Annotated in this window: 24 protein-coding genes; all 24 read right to left on the bottom strand. The window is 28.0% G+C overall.

All coding sequences use genetic code 11. The features are described 5' to 3' along the window. Window positions 1-5: 5 nt before the first annotated feature. The 24 genes from ACFQ5N_RS14185 to ACFQ5N_RS14070 all read right to left on the bottom strand — a co-directional run bounded on the left by ACFQ5N_RS14185 (window position 6) and on the right by ACFQ5N_RS14070 (window position 20,209). Window positions 6-485 carry a DUF6653 family protein gene (locus tag ACFQ5N_RS14185; protein WP_386810442.1) on the bottom strand — a complete coding sequence of 160 codons (480 nt, stop codon included), beginning with the start codon at window positions 483-485 and terminating at the stop codon, window positions 6-8. 79 nt (window positions 486-564) lie between these two features. After that, a complete protein-coding gene (locus ACFQ5N_RS14180) occupies window positions 565-1,071 on the bottom strand; it encodes a hypothetical protein (RefSeq protein ID WP_386810441.1) in 507 nt (168 codons plus the stop codon). 6 nt (window positions 1,072-1,077) lie between these two features. After that, on the bottom strand, window positions 1,078-1,989 hold the full coding sequence (locus tag ACFQ5N_RS14175; RefSeq protein WP_386810440.1) for a helix-turn-helix domain-containing protein: 912 nt from the start codon (window positions 1,987-1,989) through the stop codon (window positions 1,078-1,080). Between the two features lie 9 nt (window positions 1,990-1,998). Beyond that, complete coding sequence (locus ACFQ5N_RS14170) at window positions 1,999-2,943, bottom strand: SDR family NAD(P)-dependent oxidoreductase (RefSeq protein ID WP_386810439.1); 945 nt, start codon at window positions 2,941-2,943, stop codon at window positions 1,999-2,001. A gap of 156 nt (window positions 2,944-3,099) precedes the next feature. Beyond that, window positions 3,100-4,086, bottom strand: a complete 987-nt coding sequence (locus ACFQ5N_RS14165) for a hypothetical protein (protein ID WP_386810438.1) — start codon at window positions 4,084-4,086, stop codon at window positions 3,100-3,102. Between the two features lie 413 nt (window positions 4,087-4,499). Continuing rightward, complete coding sequence (locus tag ACFQ5N_RS14160; RefSeq protein ID WP_386810437.1) at window positions 4,500-5,087, bottom strand: hypothetical protein; 588 nt, start codon at window positions 5,085-5,087, stop codon at window positions 4,500-4,502. A 42-nt stretch (window positions 5,088-5,129) separates the two neighbouring features. Then, window positions 5,130-5,615, bottom strand: a complete 486-nt coding sequence (locus ACFQ5N_RS14155) for a hypothetical protein (protein ID WP_386810436.1) — start codon at window positions 5,613-5,615, stop codon at window positions 5,130-5,132. A 127-nt stretch (window positions 5,616-5,742) separates the two neighbouring features. After that, window positions 5,743-6,165: an SRPBCC family protein gene (locus ACFQ5N_RS14150; protein ID WP_386810435.1), complete on the bottom strand. Its 423-nt coding sequence runs from the start codon at window positions 6,163-6,165 to the stop codon at window positions 5,743-5,745. Window positions 6,166-6,222: 57 nt separating this feature from the next. After that, the gene (locus tag ACFQ5N_RS14145; RefSeq protein WP_386810434.1) at window positions 6,223-6,792 is read right to left on the bottom strand and encodes a Crp/Fnr family transcriptional regulator; all 570 of its coding nucleotides are present in this window, start codon (window positions 6,790-6,792) and stop codon (window positions 6,223-6,225) included. 27 nt (window positions 6,793-6,819) lie between these two features. Then, the gene (locus ACFQ5N_RS14140) at window positions 6,820-7,743 is read right to left on the bottom strand and encodes a toxin-antitoxin system YwqK family antitoxin (RefSeq protein ID WP_386810433.1); all 924 of its coding nucleotides are present in this window, start codon (window positions 7,741-7,743) and stop codon (window positions 6,820-6,822) included. A 157-nt stretch (window positions 7,744-7,900) separates the two neighbouring features. Continuing rightward, a complete protein-coding gene (locus ACFQ5N_RS14135; RefSeq protein ID WP_386810431.1) occupies window positions 7,901-8,443 on the bottom strand; it encodes a GNAT family N-acetyltransferase in 543 nt (180 codons plus the stop codon). A gap of 12 nt (window positions 8,444-8,455) precedes the next feature. Then, window positions 8,456-9,094: a hypothetical protein gene (locus ACFQ5N_RS14130; protein ID WP_386810430.1), complete on the bottom strand. Its 639-nt coding sequence runs from the start codon at window positions 9,092-9,094 to the stop codon at window positions 8,456-8,458. 119 nt (window positions 9,095-9,213) lie between these two features. Continuing rightward, on the bottom strand, window positions 9,214-10,248 hold the full coding sequence (locus tag ACFQ5N_RS14125) for an acetoacetate decarboxylase family protein (protein ID WP_386810429.1): 1,035 nt from the start codon (window positions 10,246-10,248) through the stop codon (window positions 9,214-9,216). Between the two features lie 127 nt (window positions 10,249-10,375). After that, window positions 10,376-10,615: a hypothetical protein gene (locus ACFQ5N_RS14120; protein WP_386810428.1), complete on the bottom strand. Its 240-nt coding sequence runs from the start codon at window positions 10,613-10,615 to the stop codon at window positions 10,376-10,378. Further along, on the bottom strand, window positions 10,581-10,865 hold the full coding sequence (locus ACFQ5N_RS14115; RefSeq protein ID WP_386810427.1) for a hypothetical protein: 285 nt from the start codon (window positions 10,863-10,865) through the stop codon (window positions 10,581-10,583). Before ACFQ5N_RS14115 ends, ACFQ5N_RS14120 begins: the two co-directional genes overlap by 35 nt. A 134-nt stretch (window positions 10,866-10,999) precedes the next feature. After that, window positions 11,000-11,440, bottom strand: coding sequence for a hypothetical protein (locus tag ACFQ5N_RS14110; RefSeq protein WP_386810425.1), 441 nt, complete (start codon window positions 11,438-11,440; stop codon window positions 11,000-11,002). Between the two features lie 67 nt (window positions 11,441-11,507). Further along, on the bottom strand, window positions 11,508-12,311 hold the full coding sequence (locus ACFQ5N_RS14105) for a 3D domain-containing protein (protein ID WP_386810424.1): 804 nt from the start codon (window positions 12,309-12,311) through the stop codon (window positions 11,508-11,510). A gap of 282 nt (window positions 12,312-12,593) precedes the next feature. Then, entirely contained in the window at window positions 12,594-13,544 is a 951-nt protein-coding gene (locus ACFQ5N_RS14100; RefSeq protein WP_386810422.1) for an alpha/beta hydrolase, read from the bottom strand. A gap of 129 nt (window positions 13,545-13,673) precedes the next feature. Continuing rightward, a complete protein-coding gene (locus ACFQ5N_RS14095) occupies window positions 13,674-14,180 on the bottom strand; it encodes a hypothetical protein (protein WP_386810421.1) in 507 nt (168 codons plus the stop codon). A 52-nt stretch (window positions 14,181-14,232) separates the two neighbouring features. Beyond that, on the bottom strand, window positions 14,233-15,174 hold the full coding sequence (locus ACFQ5N_RS14090) for a hypothetical protein (protein ID WP_386810420.1): 942 nt from the start codon (window positions 15,172-15,174) through the stop codon (window positions 14,233-14,235). 98 nt (window positions 15,175-15,272) lie between these two features. Then, window positions 15,273-15,878, bottom strand: a complete 606-nt coding sequence (locus ACFQ5N_RS14085) for a DUF4291 domain-containing protein (RefSeq protein WP_386810467.1) — start codon at window positions 15,876-15,878, stop codon at window positions 15,273-15,275. A 263-nt stretch (window positions 15,879-16,141) separates the two neighbouring features. Next, on the bottom strand, window positions 16,142-16,459 hold the full coding sequence (locus ACFQ5N_RS14080; RefSeq protein ID WP_386810419.1) for a hypothetical protein: 318 nt from the start codon (window positions 16,457-16,459) through the stop codon (window positions 16,142-16,144). 370 nt (window positions 16,460-16,829) lie between these two features. Then, window positions 16,830-19,388 (bottom strand): M1 family metallopeptidase, encoded by a 2,559-nt coding sequence (locus ACFQ5N_RS14075; RefSeq protein WP_386810417.1) that lies wholly within the window; start codon window positions 19,386-19,388, stop codon window positions 16,830-16,832. 182 nt (window positions 19,389-19,570) lie between these two features. Continuing rightward, window positions 19,571-20,209 carry a hypothetical protein gene (locus ACFQ5N_RS14070; RefSeq protein WP_386810415.1) on the bottom strand — a complete coding sequence of 213 codons (639 nt, stop codon included), beginning with the start codon at window positions 20,207-20,209 and terminating at the stop codon, window positions 19,571-19,573. Window positions 20,210-20,297 lie beyond the last annotated feature (88 nt).

Here is a 20,297-nt window from a genome sequence, read left to right as displayed (position 1 = left end):
TCAGTTTATTGGTTTTTCATTTCTTCAAATATCCAAACCATTCGATCTAAAAACCACATTTTTGATAAATATACTGTTACCATTCCAATAATGGTCCAATTTATTTTTAATTTCCAAAGGCCAATTATTAGTATAATTACACCAATAGTTTGAAGAATTGTTAAAATTAAAACAGGTGTTTGGTGGTGTTTTGGTACAGGTACATTTTTGCGTTCAGCCCAATATTTTTCTCCTAATACAGATTTTGAACCCCAATTATCTAGACTTTTAGGTTTGTTAAATAATGTTGGATTGATAATTAACCAAATAATTAAAATTGATATTGGAATAAGGCAAAACCAACCAATCCAAATTCTAGACCAAACAGAAAAAATTATAAAAGGTAAAGTTGCAAATCTTGTCCAAATAGACCAAGGGTTTGCGTGTTTCAGCCAGGCATCGCCTTCTAAGTTAAATGCTTTTGCAATCTTTTTTTCTAAGGTCATACTGTTTTACACAAATGTATTTTAGTTAAGTTTTGAAGGTAATTTAATTGTTATAAATATATTGAATTTTTTATTGAAACTAATTTTTGATTTGTACTAATTTCAATTGATTATAATAAGTGTTTATACGGGCGTGCGCAGTGCCATCTATTAATAAAATAACAATTAACATTGCTATTGTTGTAATACTTATTGCTCGCCACGTAGGAGTGTTCACAAAAATTATTAGCAGCGCAGCAAAAATTATTATAATTGGAATAGCTTTAAAAACAACTGTTTTATATTCTTTTAGAGTGCTTTCTGCACGTTCAATTTCTGAAGCTATAAATGCTGAAGTATCACTGTGAAAAGCTTTTTCAAATTCTGTAATTCTAGATTTATTGGTATAGAATAATCCAAGGCCAATTGTTAACAATAAAACTCCTGCTACCATTGTTGGAATTATGTAGGCTCTTGCAATTTCGGTTTTTCCTAATTGCCAAAAACCAATGCTTGCAATTAAAAACAATAATGCAAAAATTATGAAAAATCGTGTGGAAAAAACTTCAGCTTTTGCCCATTCTGTGGCTAATTTTAATACTTCCATAGTTTATTAGTTTAAGTTGTATTTTTCTCTGTATTGTGTTGGACTAATACCTTCTTTCTTTTTAAATAATCTTGAAAAATAGGGTGGATATTCAAACCCTAATTCGTACGCTACTTCTGAAATGCTTTTATTTGGTTTTAATAATATATTCTTAGCTTCATTTATTAAATGCAACTGTAAATGCTCTGTTGTACTTTTACCGGTTTCTTTTTTTAATGTATCACTCAAATAGCGTTGCGAAACAGCCATTTTATTTGCAATTTGTTCTATACTTGGAATTCCATTTTTTTGTAGCTCACCTAATTCAAAATAGTCTGTTAAATGGTTGTTGAATTGTTCTAACAATGTATTAGATAATTCTTTTCTATTTAAAAATTGTCTTTCGTAAAAACGGTTTGCATATTTTAATAGTGTGTCTAGTTGAGAAATTATAATTTCTTTACTAAAAACATCTTGATTGTTATGATATTCAATTTCAATATTTTCAACAATAGATTCTATTTGCTTTTCTTCTTTAGGGGAAAGGTGTAATGCCTCGTTTACTGAATATGAAAAGAAACCGTATTTTTTAATTTGTTGTGCTAATGCAGTTCCTTTTAAAAAGTCTTCGTGAATGTTTATTGAAAACCCTTTTTGTTCAAAAACCACACTATTATCCCATTGTAACACTTGTCTTGGAGCTATAAATATTAAGGCTCCATTTGTAAAATCATATTTTGTGCGTCCATAGTTTAAATTGCCTTCTACGTATTTTTTAAAACTAATAGTATAGCAATCATTTATTATTGGAGGTGAACTTTCCCTTGGGCAAGGTAAGTAACCATTTCCTTTTGAGCTGAGTACGCTTAACATAGGATGCTCAGGACGAGGTAATTTTAAATAATCTAAATATGACGATAAGGTTTTAAAGTGCTGCATAGTTCAAATTTAAATATTCCATTTTATTCCAGTTTCTTTTTCTGAAAGTTTCCATAGTTTGTTAGCAACAACTTTATCTTTTGCGTGTGGCTCTAATTTGTGTGCTCCTACAGGACCAACCCAATTGCTTCTACCTGTTGGACCATAAAATTCGCTTTGCTCTAAATTTGGTTCTGTAGCACACATTAATTGTGGGTAAGCTCCTTTTTCAGCAGTTTGTGTTAAAGGTGACAATTTCATTAATCCAAAAATAACTTTCATTATAAAGCTTCCGCTTGTACTTATAAGGTTGGTTCTTGAAGATCCAGGGTGACACGCATAGGCTTTTACTTCAGTTTTACCAGCTTCTTTTAATTTATCTTGTAATTCATAAATTGTCATAATTTGAGCTAGTTTACTTTGGCTATATGCATTGTTACCGGTGTAATTGTGATTCCAATTTAAATCATCAAATTTAATAGTTTTAATTCCCATATCGTAACCTAAACTTCCAACTGTAACAATTCGTCCTTTTGATTTTTCAATTAAAGGAAATAAGAGCGCTTGTAATGTGAAATTTCCAAAGTAATTAGTTCCCATTTGACTCTCCCAACCGTCAACAGTAAGTATTTGTTTGGGTACTTGCGCAATAGCAGCATTACAAATTAAAGCATCTATTTTTGCAACTGTTTTTAGTACTTCTTTAGCAGCATTTTTTACTGATGGTTGTTCTGATAAATCCATTTGAATTGAAGCTACATCAATGTTATTACCAAGTTCTTGTTTTAGAGTAATAATAGTGTTTTCCGATTTTTTTGAGTTTCGATTAAGCATTACTACTTTTGCTCCTTTTGATAATAATATTTTTGCAGCTTCAAATCCTGTTCCGCTTGTAGTACCAGTTATTACGTATGTTTTACCAATTAAAGTTTCAATTCTATTTGGTGTCCAACCTTTTTTTCCAAATTGATTCATTTGTTTATTTTTTAATGATTAAAAGAATAATACAAAGGTAGGGTGGAAGTAAGCTTTACTTCTTATACAGATTTTCGAATGTTGTATACTTTTTGGTTGAATCACTTAAATTATTGGTAAATTGTATGGTATTCATTTTTTATGAGGAAAGATTATTTAATAAACATCAATAATATTCCACGTTTTTCTTAATGCATTGTTTTCATCAATTTTTGTACCTAATCCGCCGTCTTCAGTAATCATATAAGTTTTTGATAACCCTCTGCCATTATCATAAAATAAAATGTACGTGTTATTAGAAATGGCATATGGAGAAATGATATCCCAAGATGAATTGATATTTTTATTGTAAACTTTTGCGCCAATTTTTCCGTCATTTGTTAAAACATAACTTTTGTAAACACCTTCATTATTGCTATAAAAAGAAATGATATTAACACCTTTTACAGCGTATGTATTTATAATATTCCAACCTTTATTAATATTGGTGTTTTCGTAAGTTTTAGTTCCTAGTTTTCCTTCTTCAATCGCATAATTTTTAATTACGCCATTTTTTTTGTCATAAAAACTAACATATAGTGAAGTTGCAGTTTCAAAAGCTTTGATTGAAAACCAATTTTTATTTAAACCAGACTTATCATACGTTTTAGAACCTAATTCACCGTTACTTGTTAATGTGTAAATTTTAATAACTCCTGAATCCTTATCATAAAAAAGAACATATTTCCCATTGTTATTTGCAATAGGTGTAATAATATCCCAACCTTTATTTAATCCTGATTTATCATAGGTTTTAGTTCCAAGAACGCCATTTGAAATATTGTATATTTTAATTGTACCATTTCCATTGTCATAAAAAAAAGCAAATGTTTTTGAATTTGAATTGTAAGTGAATACTTGATCCCAAGATTTATTTAAGCCCCCTTTATCAAAGGTTTTGGTATTTAATTTACCATTTTCACCTATATCATATATTTTATTTACGCCGTTGGCATTGTCAAAAAAGAAAATATTGCTTTGTTCAACAATGTTTTTTTCATAAGAATTATCTTGAAGTAACTCTAATAAACTTTTTAAAAATTGTGCATTTGAATTACTAATTGAAAAAAAAGTTAATAAAATAAAGGAATAAAATGTCTTCATACTGTTGTGTTAAATTTTAATATAATTGCCTACTCTTTACGATTTTTGGCTTGCTCGCCTTGTATTTTTGTTTTAGATGGGGTTTCAAAGGTAGATATCCATCACGTAGTTAATTTAGGTGGTTAGCCTATTTTTAACCTATTTATTAGTTTTACTTTAATTAAATTAAACGTTAGCATTAATCAATATTTTAGTATTGAAAATGCAACGTATTTTATAAAAGTTAGTAGTTAATTTTAGTACGTGATTGAGGTATAAATTTAATAATTTTTTCTAAAGCTTGATATAATTACTTGTTTTCTTTAAATAGTTAGGAAAGTGATAAAGCAGATAAATGAAATGTTTTTTAGAAGAAGCTATTTTTTTTGTAGTTTTTTGTTTGGTTTAAACTTTATTTGTTATTAGCATCAGTCTTACTTATTTAAATGAATTTTTTTGTTATTCTCATAACTGAAATCATTCAACTCAATTAATTCTGCGGCAATTTTTTCTTTCCATTCAAATATTTTCTGCTTGTTTTCTCCACTTTCAGTTTCTAGCATAATTTGTAATCGTACTTCTGAAAATTCAGCTAAAATATCATTACTTATTTGATTTATAATGTTAAAACCTTTTGCAATTTGTTTTCTGTTTTTTAATATTTCTTTTCTGAATTTTCTAGCTTCTACTTCTGCTAAGTCAAATTGTAATTGCTGAAACTCAATTTGTTCATTCAAATTCTTAATTTTTGTTGAATCAATCCAAGAAGCATTTCCTAAAAATATATTTTCAACATTTTTATTAAAGTTTTTTTTAAAAAAATCAAAACCACTTACTTTATGTGAAATTGTAATTTGTGTATAAATAATATCATTATTTATATTGTTCACTTTAATTTTATAGTCCTCTTTTTTTAATTTATTTTCAGAACTCCATCTTTTTTGCCCTTCTAAAAGTTCTTGACAAAAACTTACATTTATAAATGTAAAACCAAATAGAATAGTGAAAATTACAGTTTTCATAGTTTTCTGTGTACTGTGTGTAATGTGGTTTTAATTAGTATTTTAGTTTAAGATGAAGTTTTCTTCAAATGTTCTTTTTTCGTCTCCGTAAAAAGTAACATCAATACTAATTTTCCATTTATTTGAATCAATTTTCTCTCCACTTATTGTTCCTGTAGCATTAACATCTTTAGATTCATCTTGAGGGAAAAAGCAAAAGCAAGACTTTGTAAATACACTATTTATATGTTGTAACTCTTCATTAGAATATGAAAATTTATCTAATTCAGGATCAATTTCAAATCTTATAATCTCAGTATATTCATCATCGGCTATTTGTTCTTCATCATACGCATCAAACCTATACTCAAACACTAAATTTTCACCGTTTTCAACATTTCCGTATTTCATATACGAATTTTCTATTGAAGCAATGGTTAATTCACTGTCTTCAGTATATGTGTAGTAATATTTATCTTGTTTTGAATCGCTGTCGCTGCAAGAAACAAACAATAGTATTATAATAAGAAATAAATAGGTTGTTTTCATTTTACTTTGATTTATGACAAAGTTAAATATAATATTTTGCTTTTAAATTTTATTAAAAATACTATTTTTTATGGGATTCGGTTTTGGGTATGAAACCAAACTTTCATCTAAAAATAGCGTGAATTATTTATTGATTTTCTGCTTGAAATTTCAATTCTTTATTCATTTCCTCAAATCCATTTTTAGTATTGGTATCTAATTTATTTGAGAATAGTTTTACTAAAACTCCGCTAAAACGTTCACTTTGCTCAAAATTTGTTGAACCGTTTCCGTTGTCAGTTAATTTAAATTTATGTTCGCCGTCAAAAATTCCTTTAAACCAAAAATGTCCAAGCCATTTTAGCTCATTATTTTTAGTGAAAGTTAATACAACAGGTTTAAAAGTCATTCCTTGTAATTCTATTTTAATCTTGTTTCCGGTTTTTACTTCACCAGTAACCGACTTAATAAATGGATTCCATTTCGAGTAATTATCAAAATCTGTAAGTATTTTCCAAATTTTCTCTTTACTTGCGTTAATTGTAATTGATGTGTGAATTTGCTTTGTCATACTTTTTATTTAAGCAACAAAGTTAGGCACAAATAAAGAGTGAGCTCTTGACAAAAATCAAGAGTTTTTTTTGTTTCTTATTCTGCTGAATGTTTCAGGTGACATTCCTAACATTGAAGCTAAATATTGTAAAGGAACGTTATTAAAAAGTTCTTTGTTATGTTTAAAAAGCTGGTCGTATCGTTCTTCAGCATTGAGAGATAAATGATTAAAAACTCGATCTTCTAGTTGTATAAAACACCCCGCAATAAATTGTTTTTCCATTGCAACCCAATTTGGAACTAAATTGTTAAGGCGCGCATAATTTTCTTTGTCTATGGTGTAAAGTTCGCAATCTGTAAGAGCTTGAATATTCCATTTTGCTCTTTGTTTAAAAGTGAAGCTATATAAATCTGTAATAAAATAACCTTTTGTAGAAATCCATTGCGTAATCTCTTTGTTATTTGAATTTGCAAAAACTCGTATAAATCCACTTCTTACAAAACTTAGTTTTTCACAGTATTGACCTGGTTTTGAGAAAAATGCTCCCTTTTTTAGCGTTGTTTCAGTAAACAAAGCTGTAATTTCATCCATATTCTGATTTGTAATTCCAAAATAGGAAGTCATGTATTTTTGTAGTTCGGTCAATTAAATGGTGTTTAAATTTTAGGATAGCTAATTTTTTATCAATTGACCATTTTCGTCAAAAGGACCTTGCGTAATAGTCTGTTCTCCATTAGTAAAACTTCCACTCATATTTAATGTTCCATTTTCGTAAAATGATTTGAACTTTCCGTCTGGTTGTCCATCTCTATAATTCGCACTTACCATTAATTGTCCATTTTCATGATAAGATATAAATTCTCCATTTTTTTGTCCATCTTTATAATTAGAACTTACCTTTAATTGTCCATTTTCATAAAACATTTTATATGTTCCGTTCAGTTTACCATTTGAATAATTTTCAATTTTATTTATTTTTCCATTGTTAAAGTACGTTTTGCATTCTCCAATTTTATTTTGTTTTTTATCTTGGTTTATATTGCTTTTAAGCACCCCAGATTTGGTATATGTTTTCGTGTTTTTTATTCCGTTTGTTACCGTATATTCCATTTCTAAAGTTCCATTTGGTTGATATTCAGCATATGCAATCCTATTTGATGCTCCGTCTTTAGTATATTTTAGTTTTAGGTTTTTATTACTGTAATAGGTGTAATAAGTAGATGCTATTTTTTTATTGTTTTTAATAATTTCTTCTGAAGTAATTTTTCCATAAGATTCTTCGTTGTATTCCTCATCTATTCCTACATAAGTTAATTTTATGGTTGTAATTCCATCAATTTTAGTTAGCACAAATCTTCCTTCACTCAACGCTATTTTTAACGCTTTACGTTTTAAATACTCATCATTACTTATTAAATCTGTTATTTGCCCTTCAGATTCAGAATTTTCATCGAACTTCATTAATTTATAAAAATAAGCTCGGTCAGAGTTACATATATTGAAATAATTATTGTAGTAAATAGTGTCAAGTTTAGATTGTGCTTGTGATGAAAAGGTAACAATTGTTAGTAAAATAATAAGGACTGATTTTTTCAAAATACTTTTTTTTAGTTAGTAATAGTTTAACTCGTATTCATTGTACGTAGTTATGCTACTAAGGTAACAAATAAAAATTTAATGAGAATTACAAAACGATTTTGAAATAATAGAGTAGTGTGTTTATAAACAATTATTGTTGTAAGTAATTTTTATTTTATGGTTTTTTCTTTATTTCGTAACAAATACATTTTTTATATTCAGGAAACATTTTCAACTTAGGATGGTTAAATTCTCCAACTTTTTTCATCCCTATTTTTTTCATTACATTTTCTGATTTTAAGTTTTGTATTGTACAGGTTGAAATTACTTTTTCTAAATTTAGTTTATTAAATGCAAATTCAAGACACTTTTTTGCGCCTTCGGTTGCATATCCTTTTCCCCAAGAACTTCTTTTTAATCTCCACCCAATGTCAATAGCTGGTGTAAAGTCAGTTTTATAATCTTGAAAAGCTAAACCTATAAAACCTATTAATTCTCCAGTATCTAAAATTTCTGTAGCAAAATAGTTAAACCCATTATTTTTGTAATGTTTTATAAGCCTATCAATAAATTCTGCAGTTTCTTTTTTAGTTAATGGTTTAGGGAAGTATTTCATCACTTCCAAATCTGCATTAATTTCTGAAAATTTGATCAAGTCTTTTTCAGACCAATTTCGAAAACCAAGTCTTTTAGATTTAAAAATGTATTCTTTTTTCAATTTTTACGGGTTTTATTTTTCTACAAAATTTATAAACGAATTTTTAAATTTGTGATAATCACTCATTGCATTTGCTCCATTTAGTGATATTTCAATTTTAGAATCTAAACGTCCAAGTCTATTGCTCATAAACTCCCTCCACATTGTATTACTCAAAATGGAACTGGTGGTATTTGATAAAATAAAGAATGTAACGTGAGTAACTGTTTCTCTGTGCGTTTTAAACTCAAATTCATTATTTAAGTTAAAAATAGAAAACATTTTATATGAATTTGAGGTTTTTGTTGAATCGTTTAACTTTTTAAATGAATTTTGATCAATGTCAAAGAGTATTATGTAATTCTCTAATTTAGAGTTATTGTTTTTAGATAATTCAGTAAGTCTATCTTTAGCCCATTTAGGATTTAATAAGAAATAATTAATATCAGTATCAGGTGTTTCACTAATTTTTTCTAACTCATTCTTTATATGCAAATGTTCTATACAAGGCTCTTGTTGAACGTTATAAACACAAAATCCTATGTTGTGGGCCGAGTTTTTTAATGCAAGCCATAATTCATTGTTAGAGTGCTCAATTTGTGAATAGGTTTTACTATTGAAAAATGAAATTATCAAGTAAATAACAATTATGAAACTTTTATGTTTTGTCATTTTAAGATTTTTAATTATTAGTTAGAATAGACTGTAAAAAATAAAAACAGTAGAAATATTTATGTGTATTAGTGCAATATACTTATTAACAAAGAATTGTAAGTAATTTTGCGCTGTTTTTAAAGTGAATTTCCAGTTAAACCAAACGGAATTGTATTTTTTAGATAGAAACCACCAATAATGTGAGAGGGTTCTAAATCTAAAGGGTGTTTAAACGAAATAGCATCTGTATTATTTGTTATAGTTGCATTCCCAAATTTTAAGGTTATTAAATTGGGGAATTGTTCAGCTGTTTGAATAACACTATTTTCGTTTCCACCTGTGTTGCCAACTACAATAATTTTATCGTTTCTAATTTGTAATGATTTTAATAATTGAAGATCAATCATTTCTTGTTTTACATCGTTATTAATAGTAAAATTTTCAGTGTCAATACTCATATTCATAGTTCCTCCAAATTCATTTTCAGCTACACCATAATATGTTGGATTTTTTCTATAAAAATTAATATTTCCCATAGTTTTTGGTAAGCCTAATCCAAGTATTCCAGCCCACATTGAGTGTTCATCTGTAACTGGCATATAAACGCAGTGGAAGTATTCTTCACCTTGGTATTCAACAAGTATAGATATTGCGTTTTCTTTATAAGGTGTTGCGCCGTAATCTAATTTGTAAAAGTCGTTAAAGAAAGCAAAAACTACCATACGATTTGGCATTTCAAATTGTTCAGGTATCAAACTTTGATACACTTCAATGTTTTCTGTTTCATAAAACATAAATATTCCATCGTTTTCTAAATAGCGATAAGGAATATTGCTGTTTTCAGGAATGTTGTTTATAATAATTTCTATTGTTTTAGTTTCAGAAAATGTTCCGTTTGAAGCTTCTAAAGTAATTGTATATATGCCATTTTCAGTATAATATATAGTTGGATTTTCTGCTGTGCTATCATCAGAAATTCCGTTGGGAAATAACCATTTATAATTAGTTGCGTTTTGTGATAAATTGGTAATTGTAACAACTGCTTGATTTTCACCTAATAATAAAGAGGTTTCAAAATTAGCAGAAATTGTAGGTTGAATTGTATCTTCTTGGTTACAAGAAAAAAAAAGAGTACTAATTAGCAGGGTTATGGTTAGGTATAATTTGTTCAATTTTTTTATTAAAAAGTTATATATTATTATAGACTTTAAATTTTATTAAAAGTTTAACTAAAAAATAAAAAATAATTTTCTTGAATGTTTCTCTTTAAAATAGGGTAGGGCTTAAGAAGAAAATAATTTAGGAATAAAATTTAAAGTGATTAGTTAACCGTGTTTTTTGTTTTCCTTTTTCAGTCATTGCAGCGCTTGTTTTTCGGTTCATTTTTTTTATAAATTCTACCTTTCTAAATCGTAATGCACTCCAGTCATTGTCAATGGCTACTTGTCTTACGCCTTCAAAGCCTAATTCTCCCAGTAATGTCCATCCGTTGTCTCTGTTTATTTCAGACTGATAATTTTTTGAAGTTTTTTTTGGCATAAGCACACCAAATAATAGCATCTCCTTTTAACTTTTCATTTACAAGCGGTAAAATAGTATTTACTTTGTTTAATGTTTTTAAAAAGATTAATGCAAATTCAATTTCGTTAATATTATTTAGGTTTGTTTTAACTGTAGTATAGAGTTCAATTGCTTTAAGTTCTTCTTTAAATTCTACCGGATGATTTAAAATGATAATTTCTTTTTGTTGCTTAAAATTTAATTTCTTTAACAAAGGTGTCATAGTCATTTTTTAATTTTGAATTGTAGATTATATAGTTTGTAAAAGTGAAATTTATACTAGTTAAAATAAGGTTATTTATTTTATTAAGATGCTGTATTATAGATTGAAAAAAAATTACGTATTCTGTTATCTCAGCTTTATTATAATTTTCCAAATAGCTTTTTTATTTGTTTTAAAGAATACCAAGCTGAAAATGAAACTCCAAGTGCACCCTTTTTTTTAGATTGTACAAATCGAACCCTCATTTTACCCAAAAATTTGGTGTAATCTAATTCAACATAATTTAAAACTGTTGGAATTGAAATTTCTGATTTTTGTTTCTTCTCAAATCCAGTAATAATTGTGTTATAAACATTTTCAAATTCTTCAAGTTTAATTGAAAAATCACTATACCCATTAACTTGTACTTCATTTTGGTTCTCATATGAAATTGTGTAACTATTACCTTTCTTTATACAATCAATATATCCCATTTCGTAGCCACCTACACTACCAATTTTTTCTTTTTTACTCTTGTTTTGAGCATTAATGTTATTCAAAAAAACGACTATAAGTAAAAAATACAATGTTTTAAATTTCATAAATTCTTTTTTTAATGTTATTAATATATTATTTACAAATTATCATATAAAAATGAAGAGCTGTAATTTATTTGTGTAATTCTTTTAACTGTTCAATTTTTATTTGATCTGTAATTATTTCAGCTTTAAATGTATTAGAACTATTTGATTTTATAAACTTAAATGGATTTGATTTGTTGATTCCAATGAAAACATCTATGTGATTTCCGGTAATTTTGCTTCCAGTATCACCAGCAAAGAAATAACCATCGTGATGAAAGACTTGCCCATCTAAAATATATTCTACTCCTTTTGCCTCAGGAATGAAAATTACACTGCCAAATGGAATAACCGAATTGTCAACAGCTATTGTTTTAAACGGAACAAGTTTGTAATTTTTTACTCCAAATCCAAACCCCACACTTTTTTTCCATAAAACTTTACCTGTTTTTAGGTAACCATCATAGTTTTTATATCTCTCACATTCTCTACAATCGTTTTGAAGATCATTTGATCTTCCTGAATAATTTAATAAGTGTTTTTGGTTGTCTTTTAAAACCATAACTGTCCCTTGAATATTGGCATTGCACCAATCACATAATGACAATTTCAAGTTCGTTTTATTTCCTTTGCTATCTAATAAATCAATTCCTTTTGCATCGTGATTTAAAATGGGTAAATAATAGTAGGTTGCCCATAAATTTAAAGAGTTTGAATTATTTGTGTTAGCGTTTATATTGTGAGTAAGTTCTGAATATGCTTTGTTTAATGAAGTGTTAAATATTAATAAATTAAAATTTTGAGGATCACTGGGAGTATTTTTTACACCTTCATTTAATATTGAATTAAAAATAGGAAAAACCTTTTGATTTTGAGTGTTAATTAATTCCATAGGTTTAACTGATCTTAAAATAAACTCCGATTGTGCTAATTTAGAACCTGAAAAAAAACAACTATTTGTATACAATTTTAAAAGGCTCATTGATTGGCATAATCCATTTTGAAAACTAAATAGAACAGGTATAATGATTATGAATATTTTAATTCTCATTTGAATTCTTTAAATAATTGCTCGTGGTTTTATTTAGTTTGTTTGTCTTTCGAAATTGAAAATTTTAAAATAAGAAAATTTTTTGAAGCATGTTTTACTGTTGTGTTAATTCAAATTCTTTTCCTAGTTTTTAAACAAATTGGTTTCAGTATGTAGCCATTTCTCTAAGTCAATAGTCCAATCTACTCCAGTTTTTTTAAAATTAAAACCAAAACCGTGACCTCCTTTTTCTAATTCAACATATTTATAAGTTACATTGTGCTTTTTTAAACTTTCACAATACAACAAACTATTTTGATATACTACAGAGGAATCATCCAACGCGTGTATAATATAAGTTGGCGTTGTATTTTTACTAACTTTATTTTCCATAGAATAATAATCTAACAATGTTTGATCATTGGATTTATCAGCTAAAAGATACTTATATGATCCTTTATGACGGTATGGTAAATTAAATGAAACAACAGGGTAAAGCAAAATTGAAGCTGCTAATGTCAAGTCTTCAGGCTTTACACCAGGCGCTATTATTTGCTCTTGTAAATTCACCAAAGACGCTGCCAAATGTCCTCCTGCAGAAGAACCCATTACAGCTATTTTATCTTTATCTATAGACCAAGTTGATGAATTTTGATGTATGATTGATAGGGCTTTTTGAGCATCACAAAGTGGTACTTTTTCTTGTGAATAAACAATTAATGTGTCTGGTAATCTATACTTTAATACTGCAACCACATTAAAGCCCATTTTAAGAAAATGTTTAGCTGAACTTTCTCCATTATTATTTCCAATTGCTACTTTAGCATAACCACCACCTGGACAAACTAAAAGCGCTGCACCATTGTTTTTAATTTCTTTATTTCTATATACATAAATTGTAGGTTCTGATATTTGAGTATAACGTTTACCTGCTTCATCTAAAGTTTCTTTTAGTTTGATATTTTCTTTATTAAAGGGTGTTTTTTCACCTTCCCAAAGCTTTATTATTTCTGTTGAATACTCCTGTGAATAAATTTGTATACTTATAAAAATAAATACATAAACAAATAGTTTTTGGTTTTTAAAATACTTCATATTTAATAGATCTTATTATTAAAGTTATATTTTATGTGTTTCAAAATTCTATAATATTAATTTCTTGTATGCCTTATTTATTTTGTTTTAACCACATGCAATTTTGGGTAAACATGAATTTTAGTTGTGTTATTCAAGTATAAAAATACTTAAAGTATTTTTAAAGCAAATGTATTCTAATACTACACTTTTATTTTTAGCTATTAACCAAGTTTCTGCACCATTAATAAAAGTTGTTGGATTTGCTAAAAGTGTTTGTAATGAAATTTCTATTTCAGGATTTCCACCATCGTAGCATATAATTACCAAACTGTTTATTGAAATTACTTTTGGTAGTTGTTCTCTTATAATATCAATCATTTCCTTACTTGAAGAGAATGTATAGTTATTAGGTTTAAAAGTATTTGGATTAATTTGATAGTCTAGTTGCCCAGAACAGTTTTCCCTTTTTATAAAAGGTAAACTGTTTTGTAGCCAAGTTAAATATTCATTTTTGTAGTATAACGTAAAATTAAAATTGTTCTTTTTTAAATAAGCAATTTGAAAAGAAATTTTATCTCTTAATTTATTTAAAACAATTTCTTGCTGGAGACTTTGTCTCTTTTTTAATAAATACTGCTGCTTTTTTTTATCCATATGGATTTAATTTCAGTCTTGTAACTTTAAGTGATTTAATATAGCTTATTGCTTATTTCTTAAATAAAGGCATTCTTTTTGCTAAGTATTTTAAAGTGATTTTATAAGCATCTTGAGTATTCCAAAATGAAGTATGATCTTGACTATAAATATTATGTCCTTTATCATTAAATATATTCATAGTCATAGAAGTTGCATAATTCTGTGTATAAGTTGATACAGAAGAGCCGTAAGATTGGCTTTTTCCATTATTTAAAGGGTTTCCTATTAAATGTCCTTGGCTATCAATATAAGCCTTGGTATTCTCTTTGTTTTTTGTAGTTTCTGAAAAAGTATTGATGTTTTGTTGTGTAGTTTTTTCGACAGAAACCATTCCTTGTATCACATATTCAACTCCTAAAATTGTACAGATTTCTCCCATAGTATACCCTTGAATGTTATTATTGGTAACTCCTGCTTTAACTAATAGAGCATTTGTGTCGTTAACGCTTAAGTAGGTTAATTCTCCACGATGTTTGTTAAGCAGCGCTAAAGTTTCAGTCTGAATTTTATTACTCATCACCAGGTCTCCTTCCTGATTATCTTTAATGTAAACAAAAGGCAAAACCGCTACTTTATTATGATGATTTTCTAAACTAATATTATTAGTATTTCCAGGTTGATTAATCTTATTAAAAAATTGTACTCTCCCAGAAGCAAAGGTGATTTTTACAATATCACTTTGTTTTACTTTATAAACAATTGTTTCGTTTTTATAAATAAACGATAAGGATTCCTCTTCTATACTTTTTACATTTCCTACCATTTCTTCACCGTTTGTTTTCAAAATGATGTCGAAGTTTTGTGCTGATGAAGAAAAACCGAATCCTAAAAAGATCAATAATATGGTTACTTTATTTATTATGAAATTTAATTTTAATAGATTCATTGTTGATTGTTGTTTTTTGTTATAATTATGTTCATTGGTTTGGCTATTCACAGTGTCAGTTTTCAATGTGAAGCATTTTCTAAAGAGAATAAATATAAAAATTTAATACTAAATGTGATAAATTCTAAACCGGGCATTGTGTATAGCCGTTGTTAGCTACCATTCTATTGTTGATTTAATTGTAACTTGTGAATAAGCTCTTTATTTTGAATTGAAATTTTCTCTTCTTCTATTACAAAAAAATTATCCACTTCTCCTGAATCTAAGATAGATTTTTGCTTATGTACAAATTCTGTAATATCCTCAATTGAAATTATCCATTCTGTTCCGAATTTTTCCAACAGTTCTCCTTTTATACCAATTTGAATAGCTCGTCTTTCTAATTTTTCACCTTTTGGATTATGATCTGGATCCCATTGTAATCTTACTTGTGATTCTTTTAATTGAGATTTCCATTTTTCTCTTTCACCATATATTTCTTCAATATATTTGGAATGTACGGCTTCTTTTAACAGAAACTCAAAGTTTGTTTTCGAAATTTCAATAGCAAGAATATGTTGTCTATGCTCTTTCATTGCCCATCCTGCCCGATACATAATCCATAAAAAATTTGGCTTTATCCAAGACATTCTAGAAAACTTATAATAGCTGCCTCCAAATTTCTGATTCTCAATAGCCCATTTTGTAATGTTAGGGTTAAAAGCTTGATATACAATTATATTTTCATTGTGCAATTGGCCTATGATATGTTTCCCTTTTTGAGGTAGCATTTGCTCATAGCAAGAATATTTAATAGTTTTTAGTTTCAATAATTATGTAATTTAAATATTCGATTCAAACATTTATTCATTTTTTTCTCACCGAAAATTCACTTGTTTTACAACTTAATTGGTTATACCGATATTTGGAATAGCAGATAAATATTGTTGTTGGCAATCGTTTTTTAATGTTTTGGTTATAATTTTATGTTCTTACATTTAACGGTATAAAGATGGATGGTTATAGTAGCATTAAAAATAAATATTATTTAAGTTTAATCTTCTAGATCAAATTTAAATTCTTCACTACCAATTATAGTTACTTTATGACCTAACTCTAAAAATTCTTTTGCTGTATCCCAGCCAGGCTTCGTATATTTTTCTAATTTCAATTCACGCCAAAGAGTTTCTAAAGTTCTTGGATCTGTAACTCCATATTTTTCTTCTAAAAATTTATTAAAAGAAAGTAATGCTTGAGTTTGCTCCTGTTGTCTTGTCATATAATCTTCAGAGAAATTACAATATCTTATAGTTGTCATAAAAACGCCTTCTTTACCAAGATAACCATTATTGACTGATATGTAGCCGACCATTTTTTGAGCATTTACATTTGTAAGCCCAATGAATAAAGTAATAATGAGTAGTGTTTTTTTCATTTTTTAGTAGTTTTATTTGTAAATAATGTAGTTAGTATTACAAACATATGAGAAAATACTTAGTATTTATGGTTTTTGCTGTGAAATAATCAACAAAAAAATGATGTAAGTTATTTTTTTCATAGTGTTAATTTTTCTTTTTCATATCTAAGCCCAACGGTTTTGGGTTTGATTTCGTTACGTGTTTAAGCATAAAAGTTATCAAATAAATCACAGATGGAAAGTCCGTGAGGACTTTCGTAAACAGGCTAGAACTAGCAATTAATTTTACACAGTGTTGTAGATAGTGAATTAATAAAAATTCTAATTATTTTCCATACATTCTATAAAGATTGTCTGTAGCCTGTAATAGTTTTAGTTTTAAATTTGGGTCAAGGTCTGGATGAGAAGATACATATTGAGTCACTAAGGAATATGCTTCTTTTGAAGTGTACATTCCTATTGTACTGTTCAACCAACCTAATGGAAAAAAGATATCTCCCGTTTCTTGAATTTCTTCTAGTAATTCCAAACTAATTGCAACACTTTCAATGGTATATTTTTGCCGTAATGGGTGGTGTATAAATGAACACGCAGTTTGTACCCAATTTTCTTTTTCTCTGTTTTTGGCTTCTTTAAAAGATTCAAAATAAGCAGCTCTTTCAGCAGGATTTGAAGCAAGAGCCGGAACTAGAAATTCAAATCTTTTAATCTTATCTGGATTGGTAAGTTCTGATTTGGATTTCTTTAAGATTTCTTGAGCGTCTGGATGACCATATAAGGCCAATAATTGTGCTAAACGAGTGTAATTATCTTTATTTAAAATAAGATTTTCAATTGTTTCTTGCTTATTCCAAATACGAAATAATAGTGCCATCCCTTTTTTAGAATACGCTATAGAAATAAGAGTATTGTACAGTGTTTTTTTAATGTTCTTTGACTCATCTTGTTTTAGTCTATTATATAATGTTTTTTCTAAATTAGGTTGAAACTTAGAACGTTGCTGTTCTGTAAATGAATTCCAGTATATATTTCTAGCTTGACTTGTAATCATATTAAGAATCATTTCATTTGTCTCTAGCCCTATACCTTTCACTAAATTTTCAAAAGTAACGGTATTGGTTATTGAACCATTAAGGGTATTTTCATAACTGTTAAGATATGCATGTGCTCTAGAAACTTCATTTTGGATATTGCTTATTTGAGATAATCCATTTATACTTGTTGGGAAAACCCCGTAACCATACCCATTACTATTGTATAAAATATAAAGCGGTTCTTCTGCACCTTTGGCTTGAGAAATTTCGACCCTTTTTCCATTGCATACAATAGGTATAGTTGTGATTCTATTTGAATATACTAAGCTAATATCAAATGACTGTGACCAGAATTTATTAGATCCATCTTCAGCTTTTTGAGTAAGTACAAATTGTTTAATTTTCTTGGTATCATCATATTGGATTTCTTCAGAAAAAATGGGTCTTCCAGTAGAGTTTACCCAAATGTCACTCCACTTTTTTAAGTTAAGATCAGTTTTTTTATCAAGAATTGTAACCAAAGCATTCCAATCTGTATTGTTGTTCGCATATGTTTTTATATATTCTCTTATCCCTTCTTTAAATTTTATATCACCCAAAGCTAACTCTAACTGTCTCATCATAATCGGTGCTTTGTTATAAATAATACTGCCATATAATGATCCCGCATTCTTAAGGTTATCTAAGTTTTGGCGAATAGGATTTGTTCCCTGTGTACGATCTACACCATAAGCTCTTGGGTAGTGAGACGTTAAAAATAATAGGTCGTGATTAATATCTGTAAATAATGGATTTACAATCTTATCTGCCATGAAATTTGCAAAAACTTCCTTTAACCATACATCATTAAACCATTCCATTGTTACAAGATTTCCAAACCACATATGTGCAGTTTCATGAGCAATTAGCTTGGCTCTTGACAGTTCTTGAGAACGGGTTGCACTGTTATCTAGAAACAACGTAGATTCTCTATATTGTATTGCCCCAGTATGTTCCATACCACCGTATTGAAACCCTGGAATGATGGCAAAATCTAATTTTTTAAACGGAAAATCATAATTTGTATAGTTTTCTAAAAAATCTACAGACGATTGATGTAGTTGAAAAATTGGAGTAGTGCTAGCCGTAATTTTTTCTTTATTAGATTCTCTGTACAACATATTCATTGTACGTTTTGTGTTTTTTGATGACTTCTTTGCGAATTTTCCAGCAACAAAAGAAAATAGATAAGTACTCATTTTATCCGAAGGCTTAAATTTATATGTGGTATTTTCACCTTCTTTTTCTTTAGTATTTAAAAGGCCTCCAGAAAGTACTTCCCATTCTTTAGGAGCAGTAATCTCAACATTATAAATAGCTTTAATGTTTGGTTGATCAAAACAAGGAAAAACAGTTCTTGCACGATTTGGAACCAATAAGGTATATAGATAATCTTCATTACGATTTAGAGAAAGTTCACCAGCAACAAATTCAATTTCAATGCTATTTTTTCCTAAGTGTAAATCTTTAACAGGAATAATTAAGTGTTCTTTTTTATGAAGAATTACAACTTCATTTCCATTAACACTAAGGTTATTTATAGTATTCGTATCTTCTTTAAAATCTAAATAAATAGGATGCAATAAATCATTTATAGTCAATTCTAATCTTAAACTTGAATTGATAGAAGTTTCTTTATTTTCTGGGATGTCAAAAGACAAATGATAAACTACATCTTTTACTTGTGTGCTGCGATAGGTAGCCATATTTAACGGAACTCCAACATCGTTGATTGATATTGTATTTTCTGGTGCTGTATTACAGGCTTCACAAAGAATAAGAAGAGCTATGTATAACAAATGTTTTTGCATAATGATTTTTATGTATTTTACTGATATAGTTGACCATTTTATTGTTAAAATTTGTTTTATTAAATAGTCAAATATTGTAAATTTAGTAAATAATTCCTGAGCAAAGAAAGTCCGTTAGGACTTTCGTAAGTAGGCTCTAACCAAGCAATTAATTTTGTACGTTGTTACCCAATGTTTTTATTTCATTTTTTCTCTCCAATCCAAACTTTTCCAATTTCAAAAGCATAAGATTCAGTCCCGTCTTTTAATATTTTTATTACGTGCTTTTTCTTTAATCTATTATCAAGCCATTTTTTATTTTCTAGATACTCTATTTCGTTTTTGTAGTCCTCTCGGTCTCCAATATCAGAACTAAATAGAATGTTCTCGTCAAGTCTATGTTCCCAATTGAAGCTTTCCATTCTGGTTTTAATTAATCCGATGAAATCTGTTTTAAACTTCTTTGTATTTTCTGGAATATTGAAAGTACTGTTATAATAATCAATTGAGTTTCCGATAGCACAAACAACTTGGGATTTCGATAACCTTTCCTCGAAGAGCCATATTTTCAAATAATAGGGTTCATTCAATTCATCAAGTTGATTTTTCCAACTTTCATAAATATCTATAAGTCCGTTTAGAATTCTTTTTTTCGTTTCTCGTTTTGGTTCAGTTTTTTTGCTATTTGTTATTGATATTCCGCTAAATGGATGAACCCAAATTTTAGCATAATCTCTTTCGTATTGTTTTAGGTTCTCTATATTGAGTTTCAATTGAGCATTTTTCCATTTTTCAATGTTTTTCCAAATTTGATTAAGTCCTCTAATTTTCTTCGTTTTCATTCTGTTTGTATTGTCCTGAAATAGGTTGACCATTTTTTATTGATTAAAAGGTTAATAATTCCAGCTTAATTTTATTTTTTCTATACGA

This window comes from Lutibacter holmesii (assembly GCF_042679665.1).
Lineage (GTDB): Bacteria > Bacteroidota > Bacteroidia > Flavobacteriales > Flavobacteriaceae > Lutibacter > Lutibacter holmesii.
The sequence above is the reverse complement of the archived record's forward strand: the minus strand, read 5'-3'. Positions and strand labels throughout refer to the sequence as shown.